The sequence below is a fragment of the Pseudomonas sp. ok272 genome (genome assembly GCF_900109995.1).
In the GTDB taxonomy this organism is placed as follows: Bacteria; Pseudomonadota; Gammaproteobacteria; order Pseudomonadales; family Pseudomonadaceae; genus Aquipseudomonas.
The window spans coordinates 37,148-57,200 of the sequence record NZ_FOCB01000014.1; the positions used below are offsets into that span (position 1 = coordinate 37,148).

20 protein-coding genes are annotated in these 20,053 nt (G+C 62.5%); 16 read left to right on the plus strand and 4 right to left on the minus strand.

Annotated elements, in window-relative coordinates:
• Positions 1–84: 84 nt before the first annotated feature.
• Positions 85–300, minus strand: coding sequence for a 50S ribosomal protein L31 (rpmE, locus tag BMW74_RS19195; RefSeq protein ID WP_093425143.1), 216 nt, complete (start codon positions 298–300; stop codon positions 85–87).
• 212 nt (positions 301–512) lie between these two features.
• On the opposite strand from rpmE, the gene BMW74_RS19200 reads away from it, so the two are divergent.
• The 10 genes from BMW74_RS19200 (at position 513) to BMW74_RS19245 (ending at position 13,517) form a co-directional block, all read left to right on the plus strand.
• Positions 513–2,732, plus strand: coding sequence for a primosomal protein N' (locus BMW74_RS19200; protein WP_093425146.1), 2,220 nt, complete (start codon positions 513–515; stop codon positions 2,730–2,732).
• A gap of 184 nt (positions 2,733–2,916) precedes the next feature.
• Positions 2,917–4,653 carry an arginine--tRNA ligase gene (gene argS / locus BMW74_RS19205; protein ID WP_093425149.1) on the plus strand — a complete coding sequence of 579 codons (1,737 nt, stop codon included), beginning with the start codon at positions 2,917–2,919 and terminating at the stop codon, positions 4,651–4,653.
• Position 4,654: 1 nt separating this feature from the next.
• On the plus strand, positions 4,655–5,353 hold the full coding sequence (locus BMW74_RS19210; protein ID WP_093425157.1) for an SPOR domain-containing protein: 699 nt from the start codon (positions 4,655–4,657) through the stop codon (positions 5,351–5,353).
• Positions 5,354–5,583: 230 nt separating this feature from the next.
• Complete coding sequence (gene hslV / locus BMW74_RS19215) at positions 5,584–6,114, plus strand: ATP-dependent protease subunit HslV (RefSeq protein WP_093425160.1); 531 nt, start codon at positions 5,584–5,586, stop codon at positions 6,112–6,114.
• 53 nt (positions 6,115–6,167) lie between these two features.
• Positions 6,168–7,505, plus strand: a complete 1,338-nt coding sequence (gene hslU / locus BMW74_RS19220) for an ATP-dependent protease ATPase subunit HslU (RefSeq protein WP_093425164.1) — start codon at positions 6,168–6,170, stop codon at positions 7,503–7,505.
• A gap of 164 nt (positions 7,506–7,669) precedes the next feature.
• Positions 7,670–8,047 carry a gamma-butyrobetaine hydroxylase family protein gene (locus BMW74_RS19225; protein WP_093425167.1) on the plus strand — a complete coding sequence of 126 codons (378 nt, stop codon included), beginning with the start codon at positions 7,670–7,672 and terminating at the stop codon, positions 8,045–8,047.
• Positions 8,048–8,304: 257 nt separating this feature from the next.
• Positions 8,305–9,984, plus strand: coding sequence for a class II poly(R)-hydroxyalkanoic acid synthase (phaC, locus tag BMW74_RS19230; RefSeq protein ID WP_093425170.1), 1,680 nt, complete (start codon positions 8,305–8,307; stop codon positions 9,982–9,984).
• A gap of 145 nt (positions 9,985–10,129) precedes the next feature.
• Positions 10,130–10,987: a poly(3-hydroxyalkanoate) depolymerase gene (gene phaZ, locus BMW74_RS19235; RefSeq protein WP_093425173.1), complete on the plus strand. Its 858-nt coding sequence runs from the start codon at positions 10,130–10,132 to the stop codon at positions 10,985–10,987.
• A gap of 161 nt (positions 10,988–11,148) precedes the next feature.
• A complete protein-coding gene (gene phaC, locus BMW74_RS19240) occupies positions 11,149–12,831 on the plus strand; it encodes a class II poly(R)-hydroxyalkanoic acid synthase (protein WP_093425175.1) in 1,683 nt (560 codons plus the stop codon).
• Between the two features lie 59 nt (positions 12,832–12,890).
• On the plus strand, positions 12,891–13,517 hold the full coding sequence (locus tag BMW74_RS19245) for a TetR/AcrR family transcriptional regulator (protein ID WP_093425178.1): 627 nt from the start codon (positions 12,891–12,893) through the stop codon (positions 13,515–13,517).
• A 145-nt stretch (positions 13,518–13,662) separates the two neighbouring features.
• On the opposite strand, the gene BMW74_RS19250 is transcribed toward BMW74_RS19245, so the two are convergent.
• The 3 genes from BMW74_RS19250 to BMW74_RS19260 form a co-directional block, all read right to left on the minus strand.
• Positions 13,663–14,574, minus strand: coding sequence for a phasin family protein (locus BMW74_RS19250; protein ID WP_093425180.1), 912 nt, complete (start codon positions 14,572–14,574; stop codon positions 13,663–13,665).
• Between the two features lie 10 nt (positions 14,575–14,584).
• Entirely contained in the window at positions 14,585–15,007 is a 423-nt protein-coding gene (locus BMW74_RS19255; protein ID WP_093425183.1) for a phasin family protein, read from the minus strand.
• 501 nt (positions 15,008–15,508) lie between these two features.
• Positions 15,509–15,784: a polyhydroxyalkanoic acid system family protein gene (locus BMW74_RS19260; protein ID WP_093425186.1), complete on the minus strand. Its 276-nt coding sequence runs from the start codon at positions 15,782–15,784 to the stop codon at positions 15,509–15,511.
• A gap of 153 nt (positions 15,785–15,937) precedes the next feature.
• On the opposite strand from BMW74_RS19260, the gene ubiE reads away from it, so the two are divergent.
• The 6 genes from ubiE to BMW74_RS19290 all read left to right on the plus strand — a co-directional run bounded on the left by ubiE (position 15,938) and on the right by BMW74_RS19290 (position 20,045).
• The gene (ubiE, locus tag BMW74_RS19265) at positions 15,938–16,708 is read left to right on the plus strand and encodes a bifunctional demethylmenaquinone methyltransferase/2-methoxy-6-polyprenyl-1,4-benzoquinol methylase UbiE (protein WP_093425189.1); all 771 of its coding nucleotides are present in this window, start codon (positions 15,938–15,940) and stop codon (positions 16,706–16,708) included.
• On the plus strand, positions 16,708–17,331 hold the full coding sequence (locus BMW74_RS19270; RefSeq protein WP_093425192.1) for a ubiquinone biosynthesis accessory factor UbiJ: 624 nt from the start codon (positions 16,708–16,710) through the stop codon (positions 17,329–17,331). Before ubiE ends, BMW74_RS19270 begins: the two co-directional genes overlap by 1 nt.
• On the plus strand, positions 17,328–18,932 hold the full coding sequence (ubiB, locus tag BMW74_RS19275) for a ubiquinone biosynthesis regulatory protein kinase UbiB (protein WP_093425195.1): 1,605 nt from the start codon (positions 17,328–17,330) through the stop codon (positions 18,930–18,932). The genes BMW74_RS19270 and ubiB overlap by 4 nt, the downstream gene beginning before the upstream one ends.
• An 82-nt stretch (positions 18,933–19,014) precedes the next feature.
• Positions 19,015–19,416: a phosphoribosyl-AMP cyclohydrolase gene (gene hisI / locus BMW74_RS19280; protein ID WP_093425197.1), complete on the plus strand. Its 402-nt coding sequence runs from the start codon at positions 19,015–19,017 to the stop codon at positions 19,414–19,416.
• Positions 19,409–19,741, plus strand: a complete 333-nt coding sequence (locus tag BMW74_RS19285; RefSeq protein WP_007899279.1) for a phosphoribosyl-ATP diphosphatase — start codon at positions 19,409–19,411, stop codon at positions 19,739–19,741. Before hisI ends, BMW74_RS19285 begins: the two co-directional genes overlap by 8 nt.
• Before the next feature lie 25 nt (positions 19,742–19,766).
• The gene (locus BMW74_RS19290) at positions 19,767–20,045 is read left to right on the plus strand and encodes a twin-arginine translocase TatA/TatE family subunit (protein WP_093425200.1); all 279 of its coding nucleotides are present in this window, start codon (positions 19,767–19,769) and stop codon (positions 20,043–20,045) included.
• Positions 20,046–20,053: the final 8 nt, after the last annotated feature.

Sequence of the window (20,053 nt, forward strand, 5' to 3'; positions counted from 1 at the left end):
CACAGGCATAAAAAAGGCGCCCCCCAGGGACGCCTTCTTTGATCAGCCCGGAGAAGCCATTGAGGCTCTCCAGAACAAAAGGCCTTAGGCCTTTTTGCCGAAAGTACCGAAACGATCGGCGAAGCGCTGCACACGACCGCCAGTATCCAGAGTCTTCTGCTTACCGGTGTAGAACGGGTGGCACTCATTGCATACGTCGATCGCCAGAGGCTTGGCCAGGTTCGAACGAGTTTCGAACTTGTTGCCACAGCTGCAGGTAACGGCGGTGATTTCGTATGTTGGATGGATATCGGCTTTCATGGGGTATTCCTCAGGCTAGCGTGCCGCCACTCAACACCATTGTTGAATACCGCACGTAATTAGGCCGCGGATTCTACCAGACCTTTTCCATGACGCAAGCGCCCCAAAGCACCCTTCCATCAGAAAACCCCGGCCATTGGCAGGAGGACACTGGACCGACCGTCTGCTAGGCTCGCGCCCTTCTTCACCGCCCGCCCAAAGAGAATTCCCGCGTGCCCGACGCCATTCTGCGCCTCGCCCTGCCTTCGCCCCTGCGCCGCCTGTTCGACTACCGTGCGCCGGCCGGCGTGCTGCGCGCGCAGTTGCAGCCCGGCATGCGCCTGCGGGTACCGTTCGGCCGGCGCGAGATGATCGGCATCCTGGTGGAGGTCACCGACCACAGCGAGGTCCCGGCCGACAAGCTCAAGCCGGCGCTGGCCCTGCTCGATGCCACGCCACCGCTGCCGGCGTCGCTGTTCAAGCTGTGCCTGTGGACCTCCCAGTATTATCAGCACAGCCTCGGCGACACCCTGAGCTGGGCGCTGCCGGTACTGCTGCGCCAGGGTGAGCTGGCCGAGGCACGCCAGGAACGCTTCTGGTCGGCGGCACCGGGGGCTCGACTCGATGACCCGCGCATCGCCCGCGCCCCGCGCCAGCGTGAAGCCCTGGCGACCCTGGCCCAGCACCCCCACGGCGTCGCCCATCAATTGCTGAGCAAACTGATGCTAAGCAAGGACAGCCTCGACCTGCTGCTGGCCAAGGACCTGGTGCAGGTCGAGATCCGCAGGCATGCGCCGAGCGAGCGCCATGAACACTGGCTGGCCCAACCGGAGCTGCCGCTCAACCCGGAGCAACGCACCGCGTTTGAAGCGATCCGTGCCGACCTCGACAGTTTCCACGCCTTCCTGCTGGCCGGCGTCACCGGCAGCGGCAAGACCGAAGTCTATTTGCAACTGATCCGCGAAACCCTGGAGGCCGGCAAGCAGGCGCTGGTGCTGATCCCCGAGATCAACCTGGGGCCGCAGACCCTGGCGCGGTTCGAGCAACGCTTCAATGCGCGCATCGCCCTGGTGCACTCGGCGGTCAACGACCGCGAGCGCCTGGAGTCATGGCTGGCCGCCCGCGATGGCGAGGCTGACATTATTATCGGCACCCGTTCGGCACTGTTCACCCCGATGAAAAACCCCGGGCTGATCATCATCGACGAAGAACACGACGGCTCATATAAGCAGCAGGAAGGCCTGCGCTACCACGCCCGCGACCTGGCCCTGGTGCGCGCCCGGCAGGAAAACATCCCGATTGTCCTGGGCTCGGCCACGCCCTCGTTGGAAAGCCTGCACAACGCCTACACCGGCCGCTACGGCCTGCTGCACCTGAACGAACGGGCCGGCGGCGCCAAGCAACCACGCTTCCTGCGCCTGGACGTCAAGAGCCGGCCCTTGGACAGCGGCATCAGCGGTCCGATGCAACAAGCCATCGGCCAGACCCTCGCCGCCGGCCAGCAAGTGCTGGTGTTCCTCAACCGTCGCGGCTTCGCCCCCACGCTGCTGTGCCACGACTGTGGCTGGATGTCCGAGTGCCCGCGCTGCGATGCGCGGATGACCGTGCACCAGCGCTATGGCGAGTTGCGCTGCCACCACTGCGGCGAAATCGACCGCGTGCCACGGCACTGCCCCAAATGTGGCAAGGTCGACCTGCGCCCCGTCGGCGCCGGCACCGAACGGGCCGAGGAGCGCCTGGGGATTCTGTTCCCCGACTACCCGGTGCTGCGCGTCGACCGTGACAGCACGTCGCGCAAGGACGCGATGAACCAACTGTTCGCCACCATCCAGAAGGGCCAACCGTGCATCCTGGTCGGCACACAGATGCTCGCCAAAGGACATCACTTTCCACGGGTGACCCTGGTGTCGATCCTCGATGCCGACGGCGGGTTGTTCTCCGGCGACTTCCGCGCCAGCGAGCGCATGGCCCAGTTGATCGTGCAGGTCGCCGGCCGGGCCGGACGGGCGGAAGAGCCGGGACGGGTGATCATCCAGACCCACCTGGCCGACCATCCACTGCTGATCCAACTGACCGAGCAAGGTTATTTCGCCTTCGCCGAGCAAGCCCTGAGCGAACGCCGCGCCGCCGGCCTGCCGCCGTTCTCGCACCTGGCCCTGCTGCGCGCCGAAGCGCACAAGCCGGGGCAGGCCGAAGGTTTTCTCGACGAAGCCTGCAGCGAGGCCGAGCGTTTGCTGGCCGAGCTGGACCTGGACGGGATCGAACTGCTCGGCCCGGTGCCCGCCCCCATGGAGCGCCGCGCCGGGCGCTATCGGGCACAACTGCTGCTGCAAGCCTCGGCCCGGGCGCCGCTGCATCGCCTGCTCAGCCGTTGGCTGCTGGCGCTTGAGCAAATGCCCAGCGGACGGGCGGTGCGCTGGTCGTTGGACGTCGATCCGGTGGACTTGTATTGATCTGCAGCACCTCTTCGCGAGCAGGCTCGCTTCCACAATGAATCAGTGGTGCTGCGCTAGATTTGTCACCACACATCCATAACCGGCCTGCTAAGGTTGGCAATGCCGACCCGGCAACGGATAATGCCCAGTTTTTCCACCTGCGCATTGATGCGCCGCCGCCCTGCGGTTGAAAGAGAAGACCATGAAAGACACCATTCGCCAGTTGATCCAGCAAGCCCTCACCCAACTCGTTACCGACGGTGTGTTGCCTGAAGGCCTGACGCCGGCGATCCAGGTGGAGAACTCCCGGGACAAGACCCACGGCGACTTCGCCAGCAACATCGCCATGATGCTGGCCAAGCCAGCCGGCATGAAGCCACGCGACCTGGCGGAGAAAATCATCGCCGCGCTGCCGGCTGACGAGAACGTCACCAAGGCCGAGATCGCCGGCCCAGGCTTCCTCAACTTCTTCCAGAACACCCAGGCCCTGGCCTCACGCCTGGACGCCGCCCTGGCCGACGATCACCTGGGCGTACGCAAGAACGGCCCGGCCCAACGCACCGTGATCGACCTGTCGGCCCCCAACCTGGCCAAAGAGATGCACGTCGGCCACTTGCGTTCGACCATCATCGGCGACGGCGTGGCACGGGTGCTGGAGTTCCTCGGCGACACCGTGATCCGCCAGAACCACGTGGGCGACTGGGGCACCCAGTTCGGCATGCTGATGGCGTACCTGCAAGAGAACCCGATCACCAGCGACGAGCTGTCGGACCTGGAAAACTTCTACCGCGCCGCCAAGCAGCGCTTCGACGAGTCCGAAGAGTTCGCCGATCGCGCCCGTGGCCTGGTGGTCAAGCTGCAAGCTGGCGACCCGGACTGCCTGGCGCTGTGGACCAAGTTCAAGGACATCTCGCTGTCGCACTGCCAGAAGATCTACGAACTGCTCAACGTCAAGCTGACCATGGCCGACGTGATGGGTGAAAGCGCCTACAACGACGACCTGATCAACGTGGTCAACGACCTCAAGGCCGCCGGCCTGCTGGTGGAGAGCAACGGCGCCCAGTGCGTGTTCCTCGACGAATTCAAGAACGCCGACGGCGACCCGCTGCCGGTGATCATCGTCAAGGCGGACGGCGGCTACCTCTACGCCACCACCGACCTGGCCGCCGTGCGCTACCGCAGCGGCGTGCTCAAGGCCGACCGCGCCCTGTACTTCGTCGACCAGCGCCAGGCCCTGCACTTCCAGCAAGTGTTCGCCGTGGCCCGCAAGGCCGGCTTCGTGACCCATCCGATGGAAATGGAGCATATGGGCTTCGGCACCATGAACGGTGCTGACGGCCGTCCGTTCAAGACCCGCGATGGCGGCACCGTGAAACTGATCGACCTGCTGGTCGAAGCCGAAGACCGTGCCTTCAAGCTGGTCCAGGAGAAGAACCCGGAACTGCCGGTTGAAGCGCTGAGCAAGATCGCCAAGGTGGTGGGCATCGATTCGGTGAAGTACGCCGACCTGTCCAAGCACCGCACCAGCGACTACAGCTTCAACTTCGACCTGATGCTCAACTTCGAAGGCAACACCGCGCCGTACCTGCTCTATGCGTACACCCGCGCAGCCGGGGTGTTCCGCAAGCTGGGCAAGGACTTCAGCGAAGTCCAGGGGCAGATCGTCCTCGACGCCGAGCTGGAGCAGGAACTGGCCGCCAAGCTGGCCCAGTTCGGCGAAGTGCTCAACAGCGTGGCCGAAAAAGGCACCCCACACATCCTCTGCACCTACCTGTACGACCTGGCCAGCCTGTTCTCCAGTTTCTACGAGAACTGCCCGATCCTCAGCGCTGACACGCCAGCACAGATGCAAAGCCGCCTGCGCCTGACCGAATTGACTCGCCGCACCCTCAAACAAGGCCTGGAGTTGTTGGGCCTGAAAGTCCTGGAGCACATGTAAGTTGGCCGCCAAGAAAAAACCTGCACCCAAGCGTGGCGCCAGCCGTTACCAAGCTCCAGCAAAACAGCCGATCCCGGGCTGGCTATGGATGGCCATCGGCCTGACCGTGGGCGCCTTCATCGTGTTCTTGATGAAGCTGGAGCCCGGCAAGGGCGATGACGTCAAGCGGGTCAAGCAGGAGGAGCAGAAAGCCACGCGCATGGCCGAGGCCAACAAGACCGCGCCGAGCCCGCAGCAACCGGTGAAACCCAAGTACGACTTCTACACCCTGCTACCGGAGTCGGAAGTGATCGTGCCGCCGGACGCCGTACCAGAGAAAACCCTGCCGACGCCGCAGACCGCACCACTGGCGCCCGTCACCCCGGCTGAAGCGGCGAAGATCGACACCGCTCGCGCCCAGGCCGCACTGAGCGGCATCACCCCACCGCCCGCGCCACCCGTGGCCAAGGCGGCGCCGGTGACCAAGTTCTTCCTGCAGGCCGGCTCATTCCGCAAGGAAGCCGATGCCGATAAGGTCCGCGCGCAGATCATTCTGCTCGGCCAGGCGGTGTCGGTGGAGTCCGGCACAGTCAAGGACGAGACCTGGTATCGCGTGTTGGTCGGCCCGTTCAGCAACCGCGAGCAACTGACCACCGCCCAGAAACAACTGGCCGGCAGCGGCTTCAGCAACCTGTTGTTACAACAACGCCAGAGCCGCTGACCGACATGGGTGGTTGTCAGGACCACCCTGTCATCGTTCATCGCGGGCAAGCTCCTACAGATCCGGTGTCAGAACCTGTAGGAGCTTGCCAGCGAAAGCGCCTGAACAGGCAACACGCTCACGCCCACCACCATTCGTCCCCCGTCCCCTCCCGCAGTTGAAAATTCCCACAGCACCCCCATATGAGTTGTCATAAGGCATTTTCGCCTCGCTGCGTGGAGACTCTTCCCTTGACCACCATCGTTTCAGTTCGCCGCCACGGCAAAGTCGTCATGGGCGGCGACGGCCAGGTTTCCCTCGGCAATACCGTGATGAAAGGCAACGCGAAAAAAGTTCGCCGCCTGTACCACGGCCAAGTCATCGCCGGTTTCGCCGGCGCCACCGCCGACGCCTTCACCCTCTTCGAACGCTTTGAAGGCCAGCTCGAAAAGCACCAGGGCCACTTGGTCCGCGCCGCGGTCGAACTCGCCAAAGAATGGCGCACCGACCGCTCCCTGAGCCGCCTCGAAGCCATGCTCGCGGTCGCCAACAAGGACGCCTCCCTGATCATCACCGGCAACGGCGACGTGGTTGAGCCCGAAAACGGCCTGATCGCCATGGGCTCCGGTGGCGGTTACGCCCAGGCCGCTGCCAGCGCCCTGCTGAAGAAGACCGACCTGTCGGCCCGCGAGATCGTCGAGACCGCCTTGGGCATTGCCGGCGACATCTGTGTATTCACCAACCACACCCAGACCATTGAGGAGCAGGACTGCGCCGAGTAAGCGTGCGTGGCTACGCGCCACCGCTGACTCTGGCCTGAGGTCCGTCAATTACTATGTCCATGACTCCCCGTGAAATCGTCCACGAACTCAATCGCCACATCATCGGCCAGGACGACGCCAAGCGCGCCGTCGCCATCGCCCTGCGCAACCGCTGGCGCCGGATGCAACTGCCCGAAGAACTGCGCGTTGAAGTCACCCCCAAGAACATCCTGATGATCGGCCCGACCGGTGTCGGCAAGACCGAGATCGCCCGGCGCCTGGCCAAGCTGGCCAACGCACCGTTCATCAAGGTCGAAGCCACCAAGTTCACCGAAGTCGGCTATGTCGGCCGTGACGTCGAGTCGATCATTCGCGACCTGGCCGATGCCGCCATCAAGCTGCTGCGCGAACAGGAAATGACCAAGGTTCGCCACCGCGCCGAAGACGCCGCCGAAGAGCGCATCCTCGACGCCCTGCTGCCGCCGGCACGCATGGGTTTCAACAACGACGAAGCCCCGACCCAGGACTCCAACACCCGCCAACTGTTCCGCAAGCGCCTGCGCGAAGGCCAGTTGGATGACAAGGAGATCGAAATCGAAGTCGCCGAAGTCGGCGGTGTCGATATCTCCGCGCCACCGGGCATGGAGGAGATGACCAACCAGTTGCAGAGCCTGTTCGCCAACATGGGCAAGGGCAAAAAGAAGAGCCGCAAGCTCAAGGTCAAGGAAGCGCTCAAGCTGGTGCGCGACGAAGAGGCCAGCCGCCTGGTCAATGACGAAGAACTCAAGGCCAAGGCCCTGGAAGCGGTCGAGCAGCACGGCATCGTGTTCATCGATGAAATCGACAAGGTCGCCAAGCGCGGCAATGCCGGTGGCGTGGACGTGTCCCGCGAGGGCGTACAGCGCGACTTGCTGCCGCTGATCGAAGGCTGCACGGTCAATACCAAGCTGGGCATGGTCAAGACCGACCATATCCTGTTCATCGCCTCCGGTGCGTTCCACCTGAGCAAGCCGAGCGACCTGGTGCCTGAACTGCAAGGCCGCCTGCCGATTCGCGTCGAACTCAAGGCGCTGTCGCCGGAAGACTTCGAGCGCATCCTCAGCGAGCCGCACGCGTCCCTGACCGAGCAATACTGCGCGCTGCTGAAAACCGAAGGCCTGAACATCGAGTTCCAGCCGGACGGTATCCAGCGCATCGCCCAGATCGCCTGGCAGGTCAACGAGAAGACCGAGAACATCGGCGCCCGTCGCCTGCACACCTTGCTTGAGCGCCTGCTCGAAGAGGTGTCGTTCAGCGCCGGCGACCTGGCCAGCGCCCAGAGCGATCAGCCGATCCGCATCGACGCCGACTACGTCAACAGCCACCTGGGCGAATTGGCGCAGAACGAAGACCTGTCCCGCTACATTCTGTAAGCCATACTTACGGCACCAGCGGACCCTGTGGGAGCGGGCTTGCTCGCGAAAGCGCCGGATCAGTCGACATCCATGTTGAATGACCGATTGCCTTCGCGAGCAAGCCCGCTCCCACATTTGAACCGTGGCGTTCAATAGGTCAACCAAAAGACGGACTCACGCCCATGCCCCAACTCCCCACCGACATCAAGCTGCACAAGGCCTCGAAAACACTGGAGCTGAAATACGCGTCCGGCGAGACCTATCACCTGCCCGCCGAGTTCCTGCGCGTGCATTCCCCCTCCGCCGAGGTCCAGGGCCACGGCAACCCCATCCTGCAGACAGGCAAGATCAACGTCGGCCTGAGCAAGGTCGAACCGGCCGGCCAGTACGCCCTGAAATTGACCTTCGACGACGGCCACGACAGCGGCCTGTTCACCTGGGACTACCTCTACCAACTGGCACAACGCCAGGACGAGCTGTGGACGGATTATCTTGTCGAGCTCAAAACCGCCGGAAAATCCCGCGACCCCAGCGAGTCCATCGTCAAGCTAATGCTCTAACTCAGGCCTCACGCTGTTTAGAGGGCATTTTCTAATTTCATCTGCTTGAATGCTTGGGCTGTGGACCAATGATTGGCCCGCTTGCGAAAAAAATTAAACTCGGGTAACCAATGGAGCTGGCAAGTTCCGTGCAGCGCTCTCCCTGAATTAACTGCAGCGATGTGCAATCAACGGTCACCCGGGCAAGTACCTGGCATTTGCCGTGAGACTCTACGGCTGGACCCAGGTGCTCGTCTCAGGACAATGGAGCGTCGTAGATGAGTAACAAGAATAACGATGACCTGAAGAGCCAAGCCTCGGAAAACACCCTGGGGCTCAATCCCGTCATCGGCTTGCGTCGAAAGGATCTGCTTACCTCTGCCCGCATGGTGCTCAAACAGGCCATCAAACAACCCTTGCACAGCGTCAAGCACGTCGCCCATTTCGGCCTTGAGCTCAAGAACGTGATGTTCGGCCAATCCGCGCTGCAACCGGAAAGCGATGACCGTCGCTTCAACGATCCGGCCTGGAGCCAGAACCCGCTGTACAAACGCTACCTGCAAACCTACCTGGCGTGGCGCAAGGAACTCCACGACTGGATCGGCGACAGCAACCTGTCCGAACAGGACATCAGCCGCGGCCACTTCGTGATCAACCTGATGACCGAAGCCATGGCCCCGACCAACAGTGCGGCCAACCCCGCGGCGGTCAAGCGCTTCTTCGAGACCGGGGGCAAGAGCCTGCTCGACGGCCTGTCCCACCTGGCCAAGGACTTGGTGCACAACGGCGGCATGCCCAGCCAGGTCAACATGGGCGCCTTCGAAGTCGGCAAGAGCCTGGGCACCAGCGAAGGTGCGGTGGTGTTTCGCAACGACGTGCTGGAGCTGATCCAGTACCGCCCGATCACCGAGCAAGTGCATGAGCGGCCGCTGCTGGTGGTGCCGCCGCAAATCAACAAGTTCTACGTCTTCGACCTCAGCCCCGACAAGAGCCTGGCGCGCTTCTGCCTGCGCAACAACATGCAGACGTTCATCGTCAGTTGGCGCAACCCGACCAAGGCGCAACGCGAGTGGGGCCTGTCGACCTACATCGAGGCGCTCAAGGAAGCGGTCGACGTGGTCATGGCCATCACCGGCAGCAAAGACGTGAACATGCTCGGCGCCTGCTCCGGCGGCATTACCTGCACCGCGCTGCTGGGCCACTATGCGGCGATTGGCGAGAAGAAAGTCCACGCCCTGACCCTGCTGGTCAGCGTGCTCGACACCACCCTGGACTCCCAGGTCGCACTGTTCGTCGACGAACAGACCCTGGAAGCGGCCAAGCGCCACTCCTACCAGGCCGGCGTGCTGGAAGGCCGCGACATGGCCAAGGTGTTCGCCTGGATGCGCCCCAACGACCTGATCTGGAACTACTGGGTCAACAACTACCTGCTGGGCAACGAACCGCCGGTGTTCGACATCCTGTTCTGGAACAACGACACCACCCGCCTGCCCGCCGCGTTCCACGGCGACCTGATCGAAATGTTCAAAAGCAACCCACTGATCCGGGCCAATGCACTGGAAGTGTGCGGCACGCCCATCGACCTCAAGCAGGTCACGGCCGACGTCTACGCCCTGGCCGGCACCAACGACCACATCACGCCGTGGAAGTCCTGCTACAAGTCGGCGCAGCTGTTTGGCGGCAAGGTCGAGTTTGTGCTGTCCAGCAGCGGGCATATCCAGAGCATCCTCAACCCACCGGGCAATCCAAAGTCGCGCTACATGACCAGCACCGGCATGAGCGACCACGCCGACGCCTGGCAGGAGAATTCAACCAAGCACACCGACTCCTGGTGGCTGCACTGGCAGGCCTGGCAGGTCGAGCGCTCGGGCAAGCTGAAAAAGGCCCCGAACGCCCTGGGCAACAAGACCTTTACCGCGGGTGAAGCCGCACCGGGCACTTACGTACACGAACGATAACGACGTCTCCCTCACCACGGTGGGAGCGGGCTTGCTCGCGAAGGCGGTCCATCATTCAACATTGATGTCGACTGGCACACTCCATTCGCGAGCAAGCCCGCTCCCACAGGGACGAGGGGCAACGATCCATCACAGGGCTTGAAGCATGCCGCAACCGTTCATCTTTCGTACCGTCGATCTGGATGGCCAGACCCTGCGCACTGCGGTACGCCCCGGCAAGCCTCACTTGACGCCCTTGCTGATCTTCAACGGCATTGGCGCCAACCTGGAGCTGGTGTTTCCGTTCGTCCAGGCCCTGGACCCGGACCTGGAGGTGATCGCCTTCGACGTGCCCGGTGTCGGCGGCTCATCCACGCCCAGCCGACCCTATCGCTTTCCGGGCCTGGCCAAGCTGACCGCGCGCATGCTCGATTACCTCGACTACGGCCAGGTCAACGTGATCGGCGTGTCCTGGGGCGGCGCCCTCGCCCAGCAGTTCGCCCACGACTACCCCGAGCGCTGCAAGAAACTGGTGCTGGCCGCAACGTCGGCCGGCGCGGTGATGGTGCCGGGCAAGCCGAAAGTGCTGTGGCTGATGGCCAGCCCCCGGCGCTACATCCAACCGTCCCACGTGATCCGCATCGCCCCGATGATCTACGGCGGCTCGTTCCGCCGCGATCCGAAGCTGGCGGCCGAACATGCGAGCAAAGTGCGCTCGGCCGGCAAGCTCGGCTACTACTGGCAATTGTTCGCGGGCATGGGCTGGACCAGCGTCCATTGGCTGCACAAGATTCGCCAGCCAACCCTGGTGCTGGCCGGCGACGATGACCCACTGATACCGCTGATCAATATGCGACTGTTGGCCTGGCGGATTCCCAACGCCCAGCTACACATAATCGACGACGGTCATTTATTCCTGATCACCCGGGCCGAGGCCGTCGCCCCGATCATCATGAAATTTCTCCAGCAGGAGCGCCAACGGGCGGTGATGCATCCACAGCCGGCGCCTTATGGCGGCACTTGAAGCACGGCGTCGCTAAAGACGCAGAACCTGCTTGCGAAAGCGCCGGATCAGTCGACACGCCTGTTGAATGATCGAACGCCTTCGCGAGCAAGCCCGCTCCCACAAAAAACCACAGAGTCCATGATGGGCTGGTTGATGGCTTGACGAAGGAGTGTTGACTCATGCGAGAAAGACCTGCACCGCAGAGCGTGCCCACGGCCGCTGCATTCATCAACGCGCAAAGTGCGATCACCGGCCTGCGCGGCCAAGACCTGCTCTCGACACTGCGCAACGTCGCTGGCCACGGCCTGCGCCATCCGCTGCACAGCGCCCGGCATGCATTGGCCCTGGGTGGCCAGTTGGGTCGTGTGCTGCTGGGGGAGACCCTGCACCAGCCCAGCGCCGCCGACAGCCGCTTCACCGACCCCAGCTGGCACCTCAACCCGTTTTATCGTCGCAGCCTGCAGGCGTACTTGAGCTGGCAGAAACAGGCCAAGCGCTGGATCGATGACAGCGCCATGCCCGACGATGATCGCGCCCGCGCCCATTTCGCCTTCGCCTTGCTCAACGACGCGGTGTCGCCCTCCAACAGCCCGCTCAATCCACTGGCGATCAAGGAGCTGTTCAACTCCGGTGGCCACAGCCTGGTGCGTGGCCTGAGCCATCTGCTCGATGACGTGATGCACAACAACGGCCTGCCCCGCCAGGTCAACAAGCACGCCTTCGAGGTCGGTAAGACCGTGGCCACCACCCCTGGCGCGGTGGTGTTCCGCAATGAACTGCTGGAGCTGCTGCAGTACAAACCCATGAGCGAAAAGCAATACGCCAGGCCGCTGCTGGTGGTGCCCCCGCAGATCAACAAGTACTACATTTTCGACCTGAGCCCCGGCAACAGCTTCGTCCAGTTCGCCCTGAAGAACGGCCTGCAAGTGTTCATGATCAGTTGGCGCAACCCCGATGTGCGCCATCGCGAATGGGGCCTGTCCAGCTACGTCGAGGCCGTGGCAGAAGCGATGAACGTGTGCCGGACGATCACCGGCAGCCGCGAGGTCAACCTGATGGGCGCCTGCGCGGGCGGCCTGACCATGGCCGCCCTGCAGGGCCACCTGCAAGCCAAGCGACAGTTGCGCCGCGTCAGCAGCGCAACCTACCTGGTCAGCCTGCTCGACAGTGAGTTGGACAGCCCGGCCAGCCTGTTCGCTGACGAGCAGACCCTGGAGGCGGCCAAGCGCCGCTCCTATCAACAGGGCGTGCTCGACGGTCGCGACATGGCCAAGGTGTTCGCCTGGATGCGGCCCAACGATTTGATCTGGAACTACTGGGTCAACAACTACCTGCTGGGCAAGGAGCCACCGGCGTTCGACATCCTCTACTGGAACAACGACAACACCCGTCTGCCGGCCGCCTTGCATGGCGACCTGCTGGACTTTTTCAAGCACAACCCACTGACCCGTCCGGGTGGCCTGGAGGTCTGCGGCACACCCATTGACTTGCAAAAGGTCGCCGTCGACAGCTTCAGCGTCGCCGGCATCAACGATCACATCACACCCTGGGATGCGGTGTACCGCTCCACGCTGCTGCTGGGCGGCGAGCGACGCTTCGTCCTGTCCAACAGTGGCCACGTGCAGAGCATTCTCAACCCGCCGAACAACCCCAAGGCCCATTTCATCGAGAGCACCCAGCTCAGCAGCGACCCGCGGGCCTGGTACTTCGACGCCAAGCAGGTCGACGGCAGTTGGTGGACCCAATGGCTTGGCTGGATCCAGGCACGCTCCGGCGCCCAGCGCGAAACCCTGATGGCCCTGGGCAATCAGCACTATCCACCGATGGAGGCAGCCCCCGGCACCTACGTGCACGTGCGCTGATCTTTGCCAGTGCTGCGGCCCTGACACCGGCCGTGGTGCACAACCACTAAGAAGACTGGATGAAAACCCGCGACCGGATTCTTGAAAGTGCCCTGCTGCTGTTCAACCAAAAGGGCGAGCCCAATGTTTCCACCATGGAAATTGCCAATGAAATGGGGATCAGCCCCGGCAACCTCTATTACCACTTCCACGGCAAGGAGCCGTTGATCCTGGGGTTGTTCGAGCGCTTCCAGGGCGAGCTGGCGCCGCTGCTCGATCCCCCGTCGGACGCACAGCTGGCGCCGGAAGATTACTGGCTGTTCCTGCACCTGATCATCGAACGCCTGGCGCACTACCGCTTCTTGTTCCAGGACCTGTCGAACCTGGCCGGGCGCCTGCCGAAACTGGCCAAGGGTATCCGCCATCTGCTCAATGCCCTCAAGCGTACGCTGGCCTCGCTACTGGCGCGGTTGAAAGCCCAGGGACAACTGGTCAGCGACACCCAGGCCCTGGGGCAACTGGTGGAGCAGATCACCCTGACCCTGCTGTTCTCCCTCGACTACCAGCGGATTCTCGATCGCGAGGGCCAGGTGCGCGTGGTGGTCTACCAGATCATGATGCTGGTGGCCCCGCACTTGCTGCTGCCGGCACGACACGCCACCGAGCGATTGGCGTTGCAGTACCTGGAACAGCCCGCTCTCCCGTAGGCGCGAGGTCTGCCCGCGAAGAGGCCGGTGCATCCGACATCGATGTTGACCTCTTCGCGGGCAAGCCTCGCGCCTACAGAGGTAGGGGCCACATACAAAAACGCCCGACCTTCACAGGCCGGGCGTTTTTGTGTGTCCTCGGGGATCAGGACTGACTGGTGGGCGTCGACGGAGCCGGCGCGGCAGTCGGAGTGACAGCCGGGGTCGGTGCACTGGCGGAGTTCGCGGTGCTGACCGGTGCTGCCGGTTTGGCGGCGGCCACAGCGGGTTTCGGCGCTGCCGCTTTGGGGGCAACTGGCTTCTTGGCCACCGGCTTCTTCGCTACCGCGGGTTTGGCGGCGGGCTTTGCAGCAGGTTTAGCCGCTGCGGTTTTCGCGACCGGCTTGGCAGCGGGTTTAGCCGCTGGTTTGGCCACGGCCTTGGCGGCAACTGGTTTGGCAGCCGGCTTGGCGGCCGCAGGCTTAGCCGCTGCAGTCTTGACGGTGGGTTTGGCCGCGGCCTTGGCCGCAGGTTTCGCTGCTGGCTTGGCTGCCGGTTTCGCTGCTGGCTTGGCTGCTGGCTTGGCGGCTGCCTTGACCAGTGGTTTGGCGGCGGTTTTAGCGGCCGGTTTGGCCGCAGCGGTTTTCGCCGCAACAGGTGCCACCTTGGCGCCGGTCAGTCTTTCGATCTGCTTGGTCAATGTATCGACCTTGCTGTGCAGCGCCTTCACTTCGTTGCGGCTTGGCACGCCGAGACGGGAAATCGCACTGTTCAGGCGCTTGTCGAAAGCCCCTTCCAGTTCATCCCACTTGCCCAATGCGCGATCCTTGACATCACTGATACGCGACTTGGCCGAAGAAGCAGTGCCTTTGGCAGCCTCGACTTTCTTGCCAACAGCGCTTTTGGTCAGCTTCTCGGCTTTCTCGCCATCTTTGACCAATGCATCGAAGAGTTTGCTACCGTCAGTGTCGATCTTCGAATACACGCCTAAACCAGCAAGCCAGATTTTGCGGGAGTAGTCTTCGACTTTCCCAATCCACGAGCTGCCTTCTTTTTCAGTATTCTTTTTACCAGCCATCCCGTTCTCCTTAATGTTTACGCGCGACACGTTCGAGCAATGCCGTTAGCTCATCGAGCTTAGCAGAGAGTGTCTCAACGTCATGTTTAGACGCAATGCCAACACGATTCAAGGCACTGGCGACACGCGCATCAAAGGCTCTTTCTACTTTATCGAGTTGAACTTCGACGCGCCCCTTGAGACTGACCACATCACCCTTGACGTTATCAAGCTGAGTGTTGGCCGCTTCAAGTTGTTCACTTACGACTTTTTTACCTTTGCTTTCAACGGCTTGACCAGAGTTGATCAACTCCTGAAAGTACTCGCCGCCCTCCTGGCCAACCTTGGCGTAGGCACCCAGCCCAGCCAGCCAGATCTTGCGGGCATACGATTTCACTTCATTCAACTTAGTCAGTTGAACATCGGTTTTTTTCTTCAAAGTAACGTTAGCCATAGAACACCTCACGCGCAGAAGGTTTGAGGAACTGCCCGTGAAAGCGTCGGGCATGCGCATAAAGTAGGCAGAATAATTAGAAACGACACCCTAACAACTGACACACATCATGGGGATGGCAGTGCTTTTTATTGTGGCCTGGGCACACCTGAAGCATCAGGTCGGCTATCAGGCCGCCATCGCGACGGTGCGGCGATCCGACAAGCTCGCCCCCACCAAAAGCAAATCCACCACCACCAAACTCCCAGCCACCCCGACCCGCCCTTCCCCACTCAACAGGCCGAGCGTTAGCTCACCTGCAGCTCTTGATCTTGATCCACCCGCCCCATCGGCAGCGAAGGAACCCCGAGCCTTAGCGAGGGGCCGAACGCTCGGGGCAAAGCCTTTTGGTTACTTTTTGGCGCTTGAAAAAGTGACCCGCTGTAAGAGCGGAACCGCCAGCAGCCATCACCGCAGCAATGGATATGTACACCCGCCAGAGCCAGGTCGGCCAATCGATCATCACACCAACGCTTTATCCAACGCCCTCTCGATCTCCGACTTGATCGTGCCGCTCATGGCCGACATCAACAAACCCAACTCGACATCGACCTTGATCGAATCCTCACCGACATGGACCGCGCCTTTGACCCCAGAACGCTTGAGATTCAAGGTATCGCCCGACCACGAAGGTTGCAGGCCATATTGCGCCGCCAATTTCTCCGCCAACTGCTCGGCTTTCTCGCGAGCCGCCTGCTTACCCAGGCCGTGGGTACGCTCAACACTGATACGGGCCATGGAATGACTCCTGTTTATCGGACTGATCCGGCACATCCTGACCCCAACTGCGTCAAAACGTCCCGGTGGTTGCCCATCTTACCTTTCGCCACTCCAAGACAAAGCATGCCTTGGGGATTAGAATGTCGCGCATTCTCTTTTGGTGACAGCGATATGACTGATCAGCGCAAAGGCAGCGATGCCGAACCCACCACTCACTTCGGCTTCAAGAACGTACCGGAAAGCCAGAAAGCGGAAAAAGTCGCTGAGGTGTTCCACTCCGTAGCCGCCAAGTACGACTTGATGAACGACGTGCTGTCTGGTGGCATGCACCGTCTGTGGAAGCGTTTCACCATCGAGCTGTCGGGTGTGCGCCCAGGCAACCGCGTGCTGGACATCGCCGGCGGCACCGGCGACCTGGCGGCCAAGTTTTCCCACCTGGTAGGCCCGACCGGCCAGGTCGTGCTGGCCGACATCAACGAGTCCATGCTCAAGGTCGGTCGCGACCGCCTGCTCGACAAGGGCGTGGCCGGCAACATCGAGTTCGTCCAGGCCGACGCGGAAAAGCTGCCGTTCCCGGACAACCATTTCGACTGCGTGACGATCGCCTTCGGCCTGCGCAACGTCACCCACAAGGAAGATGCCCTGCGCTCGATGCTGCGGGTGCTCAAGCCCGGTGGCCGCCTGTTGGTGCTGGAGTTCTCCAAGCCAACCAACGCGCTGATGTCCAAGGCCTACGACGCTTACTCGTTCGCCTTCATGCCGATGGTCGGCAAGCTGATCCTCAATGACCCGGAAAGCTATCGCTACCTGGCCGAGTCGATCCGCATGCACCCGAACCAGGAAACCCTGAAGTCGATGATGGTCGAGGCCGGCTTTGACCGCGTGACCTACCACAACATGACCGCCGGTATCGTTGCCCTGCACCGCGGCATCAAGCCCTGATGGTGCTCGCCGGCCTGCTCGCCAGCGTGGAACTCGGTCTGAACCGGGTACTGCGGCTCGACAGCACGGCGCTGCCGCGACTGGCGCACTTGAACGGCAAGGTGATTGCCGTCGACTGCCGCAGCCCGGCGCTGCAGCTGTTCATCCTGCCCAGCGACGAAGGCCTGTTGCTGGCCGCTCACTGGGAGGCCGACGCCGACTGCACCTTGCGCGCGCCGGCCAGCAGCCTGCTGAAACTGGCCATGAGCAAGGACAAGACCGCGATCCTGCACGGTCCCGAGGTAGAGCTGGACGGTGACAGCGGTGTACTGCTGGAGCTGGCTGGCATTCTTCAGGACCTGGAGCTGGACTGGGAGTACGAGCTCTCGCGCTGGCTCGGCCCGGTGGCCACCCACCTGATCGGCGGCCACCTGCGCAACCGCACGCGCTGGTACCAACAGGGTTTCGCCAGCCTGGGCCAGAACCTGGCTGAATACCTGGCGGAAGAATCACGCACCCTGGTCGGACAGCGTGAAGCCGAGGCGCGATTCAGTGAACTTGACCAGATCAAACTCGATCTGGAACGTCTTGAGGCGCGTTTCGAGCGCCTTTCCCGATCCCTTGATTCAAGCGATAACGCATGAAGCTGCTTGCCATCCGCCGTCTGTTGCGCATCCAGCGCGTCGTGATCCGCTATCGTCTCGATGACCTGCTGTTCGCCCTGCCCCTGCCATGGTTCCTGCGGGCCGTGCGCTACGCGCTGCCATGGCGCTGGTTCCCACGCAAAACCCTGGACCTGAGCCGTGGCGCACGCCTGCGCCTGGCCCTGCAGGACCTGGGGCCGATCTTCATCAAGTTCGGGCAGATCCTGTCCACCCGCCGCGACCTGCTGCCCGAAGACATCGCCGATGAGCTGATGCTGCTGCAGGACCGCGTGCCACCGTTCGACTCGCAGGTGGCGGTCAAGCTGATCGAAGAGCAACTGGGCCAGACCATCGGCGAGGTGTTCAGCCGCTTCGACATCGAGCCCCTGGCCTCCGCCTCGGTGGCCCAGGTGCATGCCGCTCAGTTGAAGAGTGGCGAAGAAGTGGTGGTCAAGGTGATCCGCCCGGGCCTCAAGCCGATCATCGCCCAGGACCTGGCATGGCTGTTCATCCTCGCCCGCGCCGCTGAAAAGTTTTCCGCCGACGCTCGCCTGCTGCATCCGGTGGACGTGGTCCAGGACTACGAAAAGACCATCTTCGACGAGCTCGACCTGCTGCGCGAGGCGGCCAACGCCAGCCAGCTCAAGCGCAACTTCGACGGCTCGCCGCTGTTGTACGTGCCCCAGGTCCACTGGGACTGGTGCCGGCCAAAAGTGCTGGTGATGGAGCGCATCTACGGGATCCAGGTCACCGACCTCGCGACCCTGGCCGACCAGCGCACCGACATGAAGATGCTGGCCGAACGCGGCGTGGAGATTTTCTTCACCCAAGTGTTCCGCGACAGCTTCTTCCACGCCGACATGCACCCGGGCAATATCTTCGTCAGCACCGTGAACCCGTGGAGCCCGCAGTACATTGCCATCGACTGCGGCATCGTCGGCAGCCTGACCCCCGAGGACCAGGACTACCTGGCCCGCAACCTGTTCGCCTTCTTCAAGCGCGACTACCGCCGCGTGGCGCAGTTGCACATCGACTCGGGCTGGGTGCCGGCCGAAACCAAGCTCAACGAATTCGAGGCGGCGATCCGCACCGTGTGCGAGCCGATCTTCGAAAAACCGCTGAAGGATATTTCCTTCGGCCAGGTGCTGATGCGCCTGTTCCAGACCGCGCGGCGCTTCAACATGGAAGTGCAGCCGCAGCTGGTACTGCTGCAGAAAACCCTGCTCAACATCGAAGGCCTCGGCCGCCAGTTGTACCCGGACCTGGATTTGTGGAACACCGCACAACCGTTCCTGGAGCGCTGGATGCGTGAGCGCGTGAGCCCCAAGACCCTGCTGGGCAACCTGCACAACCAGGTCGAGCAACTGCCGCACCTGGCCAACATGACCCGCGACCTGCTGGAGCGCATGACCCAGCCTCACGCGGCCAATCCGCCGCCCGCCTGGCACCGCCGCTCGGACGACTGGTTCCTGCGCCTGCTGGGCGCCGCCCACCTGGCCGGTGGGGCGATCCTGCTCGCCGGTGGTCCCTTGAACGAACTGGGCCACTGGCCGGCTGGAATAATGATCGCCGTGGGCCTGTACCTGATCGTTCGCCGATAGCCAGCCGCGCGGCTGGCTGGCACACTGTTTCACATCGCCGGGGCTCACACGAACAGGCTGGGCCCGGTTGTCGGAGTCGAAGATGAAAAACTGGCTGGACGAGATCAAATGGGACAGCGACGGCCTGGTGCCGGCGATTGCCCAGGATCACAAGACCGGGCGTGTGCTGATGATGGCGTGGATGAACCGCGAAGCGCTGGCACTGACCGCCGCCGAAAACCGCGCCATCTATTGGTCCCGCTCCCGTGGCAAGCTATGGCGCAAGGGCGAAGAGTCCGGGCATGTGCAAACCTTGCACGAGATGCGCCTGGACTGCGACGCTGACGTGATCATCCTGATGGTCGAGCAGATCGGCGATATCGCCTGTCACACCGGCCGTCAAAGCTGCTTCTATCGTGTCCATGAGAACGGCGACTGGAAAACCGTCGATCCCGTCCTCAAGGACCCGCACACCATCTATTCTTCAGGACACACCCATGAGTGACACCCTGACCCGCCTGGCCCAAGTGCTGGAAGAGCGTAAAGGCGCTGCCGCCGACAGTTCCTATGTCGCCAGCCTTTACCACAAGGGCTTGAACAAGATCCTGGAAAAGGTCGGCGAAGAATCCGTCGAGACGATCATCGCCGCCAAGGATGCCGCCATCAGCGGAGATTGCAGCGATGTCATCTACGAAACCGCCGACTTGTGGTTCCATAGCATGGTCATGCTGGCCCAATTGGGGCAGCATCCGCAGGCGGTACTCGACGAACTGGACCGCCGCTTCGGCCTGTCCGGACACGCCGAGAAAGCCTCGCGTCCGTCCGCCTGAATAACTATTAGAGAGGAGCAGCAACATGGGCATTTTTGACTGGAAACACTGGATCGTCATCCTGGTGGTCGTGGTATTGGTGTTCGGCACCAAGAAACTGAAGAACCTGGGCACCGACGTCGGTGAGTCGATCAAGGGCTTTCGCAAAGCCATGAACGACGATGAAAAGCCGGCCGAGCCAGGCGCGGCGCCGACCGCACAGCCCGCACCTCCCGTGCAGCCACAGGCTTCGACCCTGAACGAGCCGCACACCATTGATGTGCAGGCACAAAAAGTCGAAGAGCCGACCCGCAAAGACTCGTGAGCACAGAC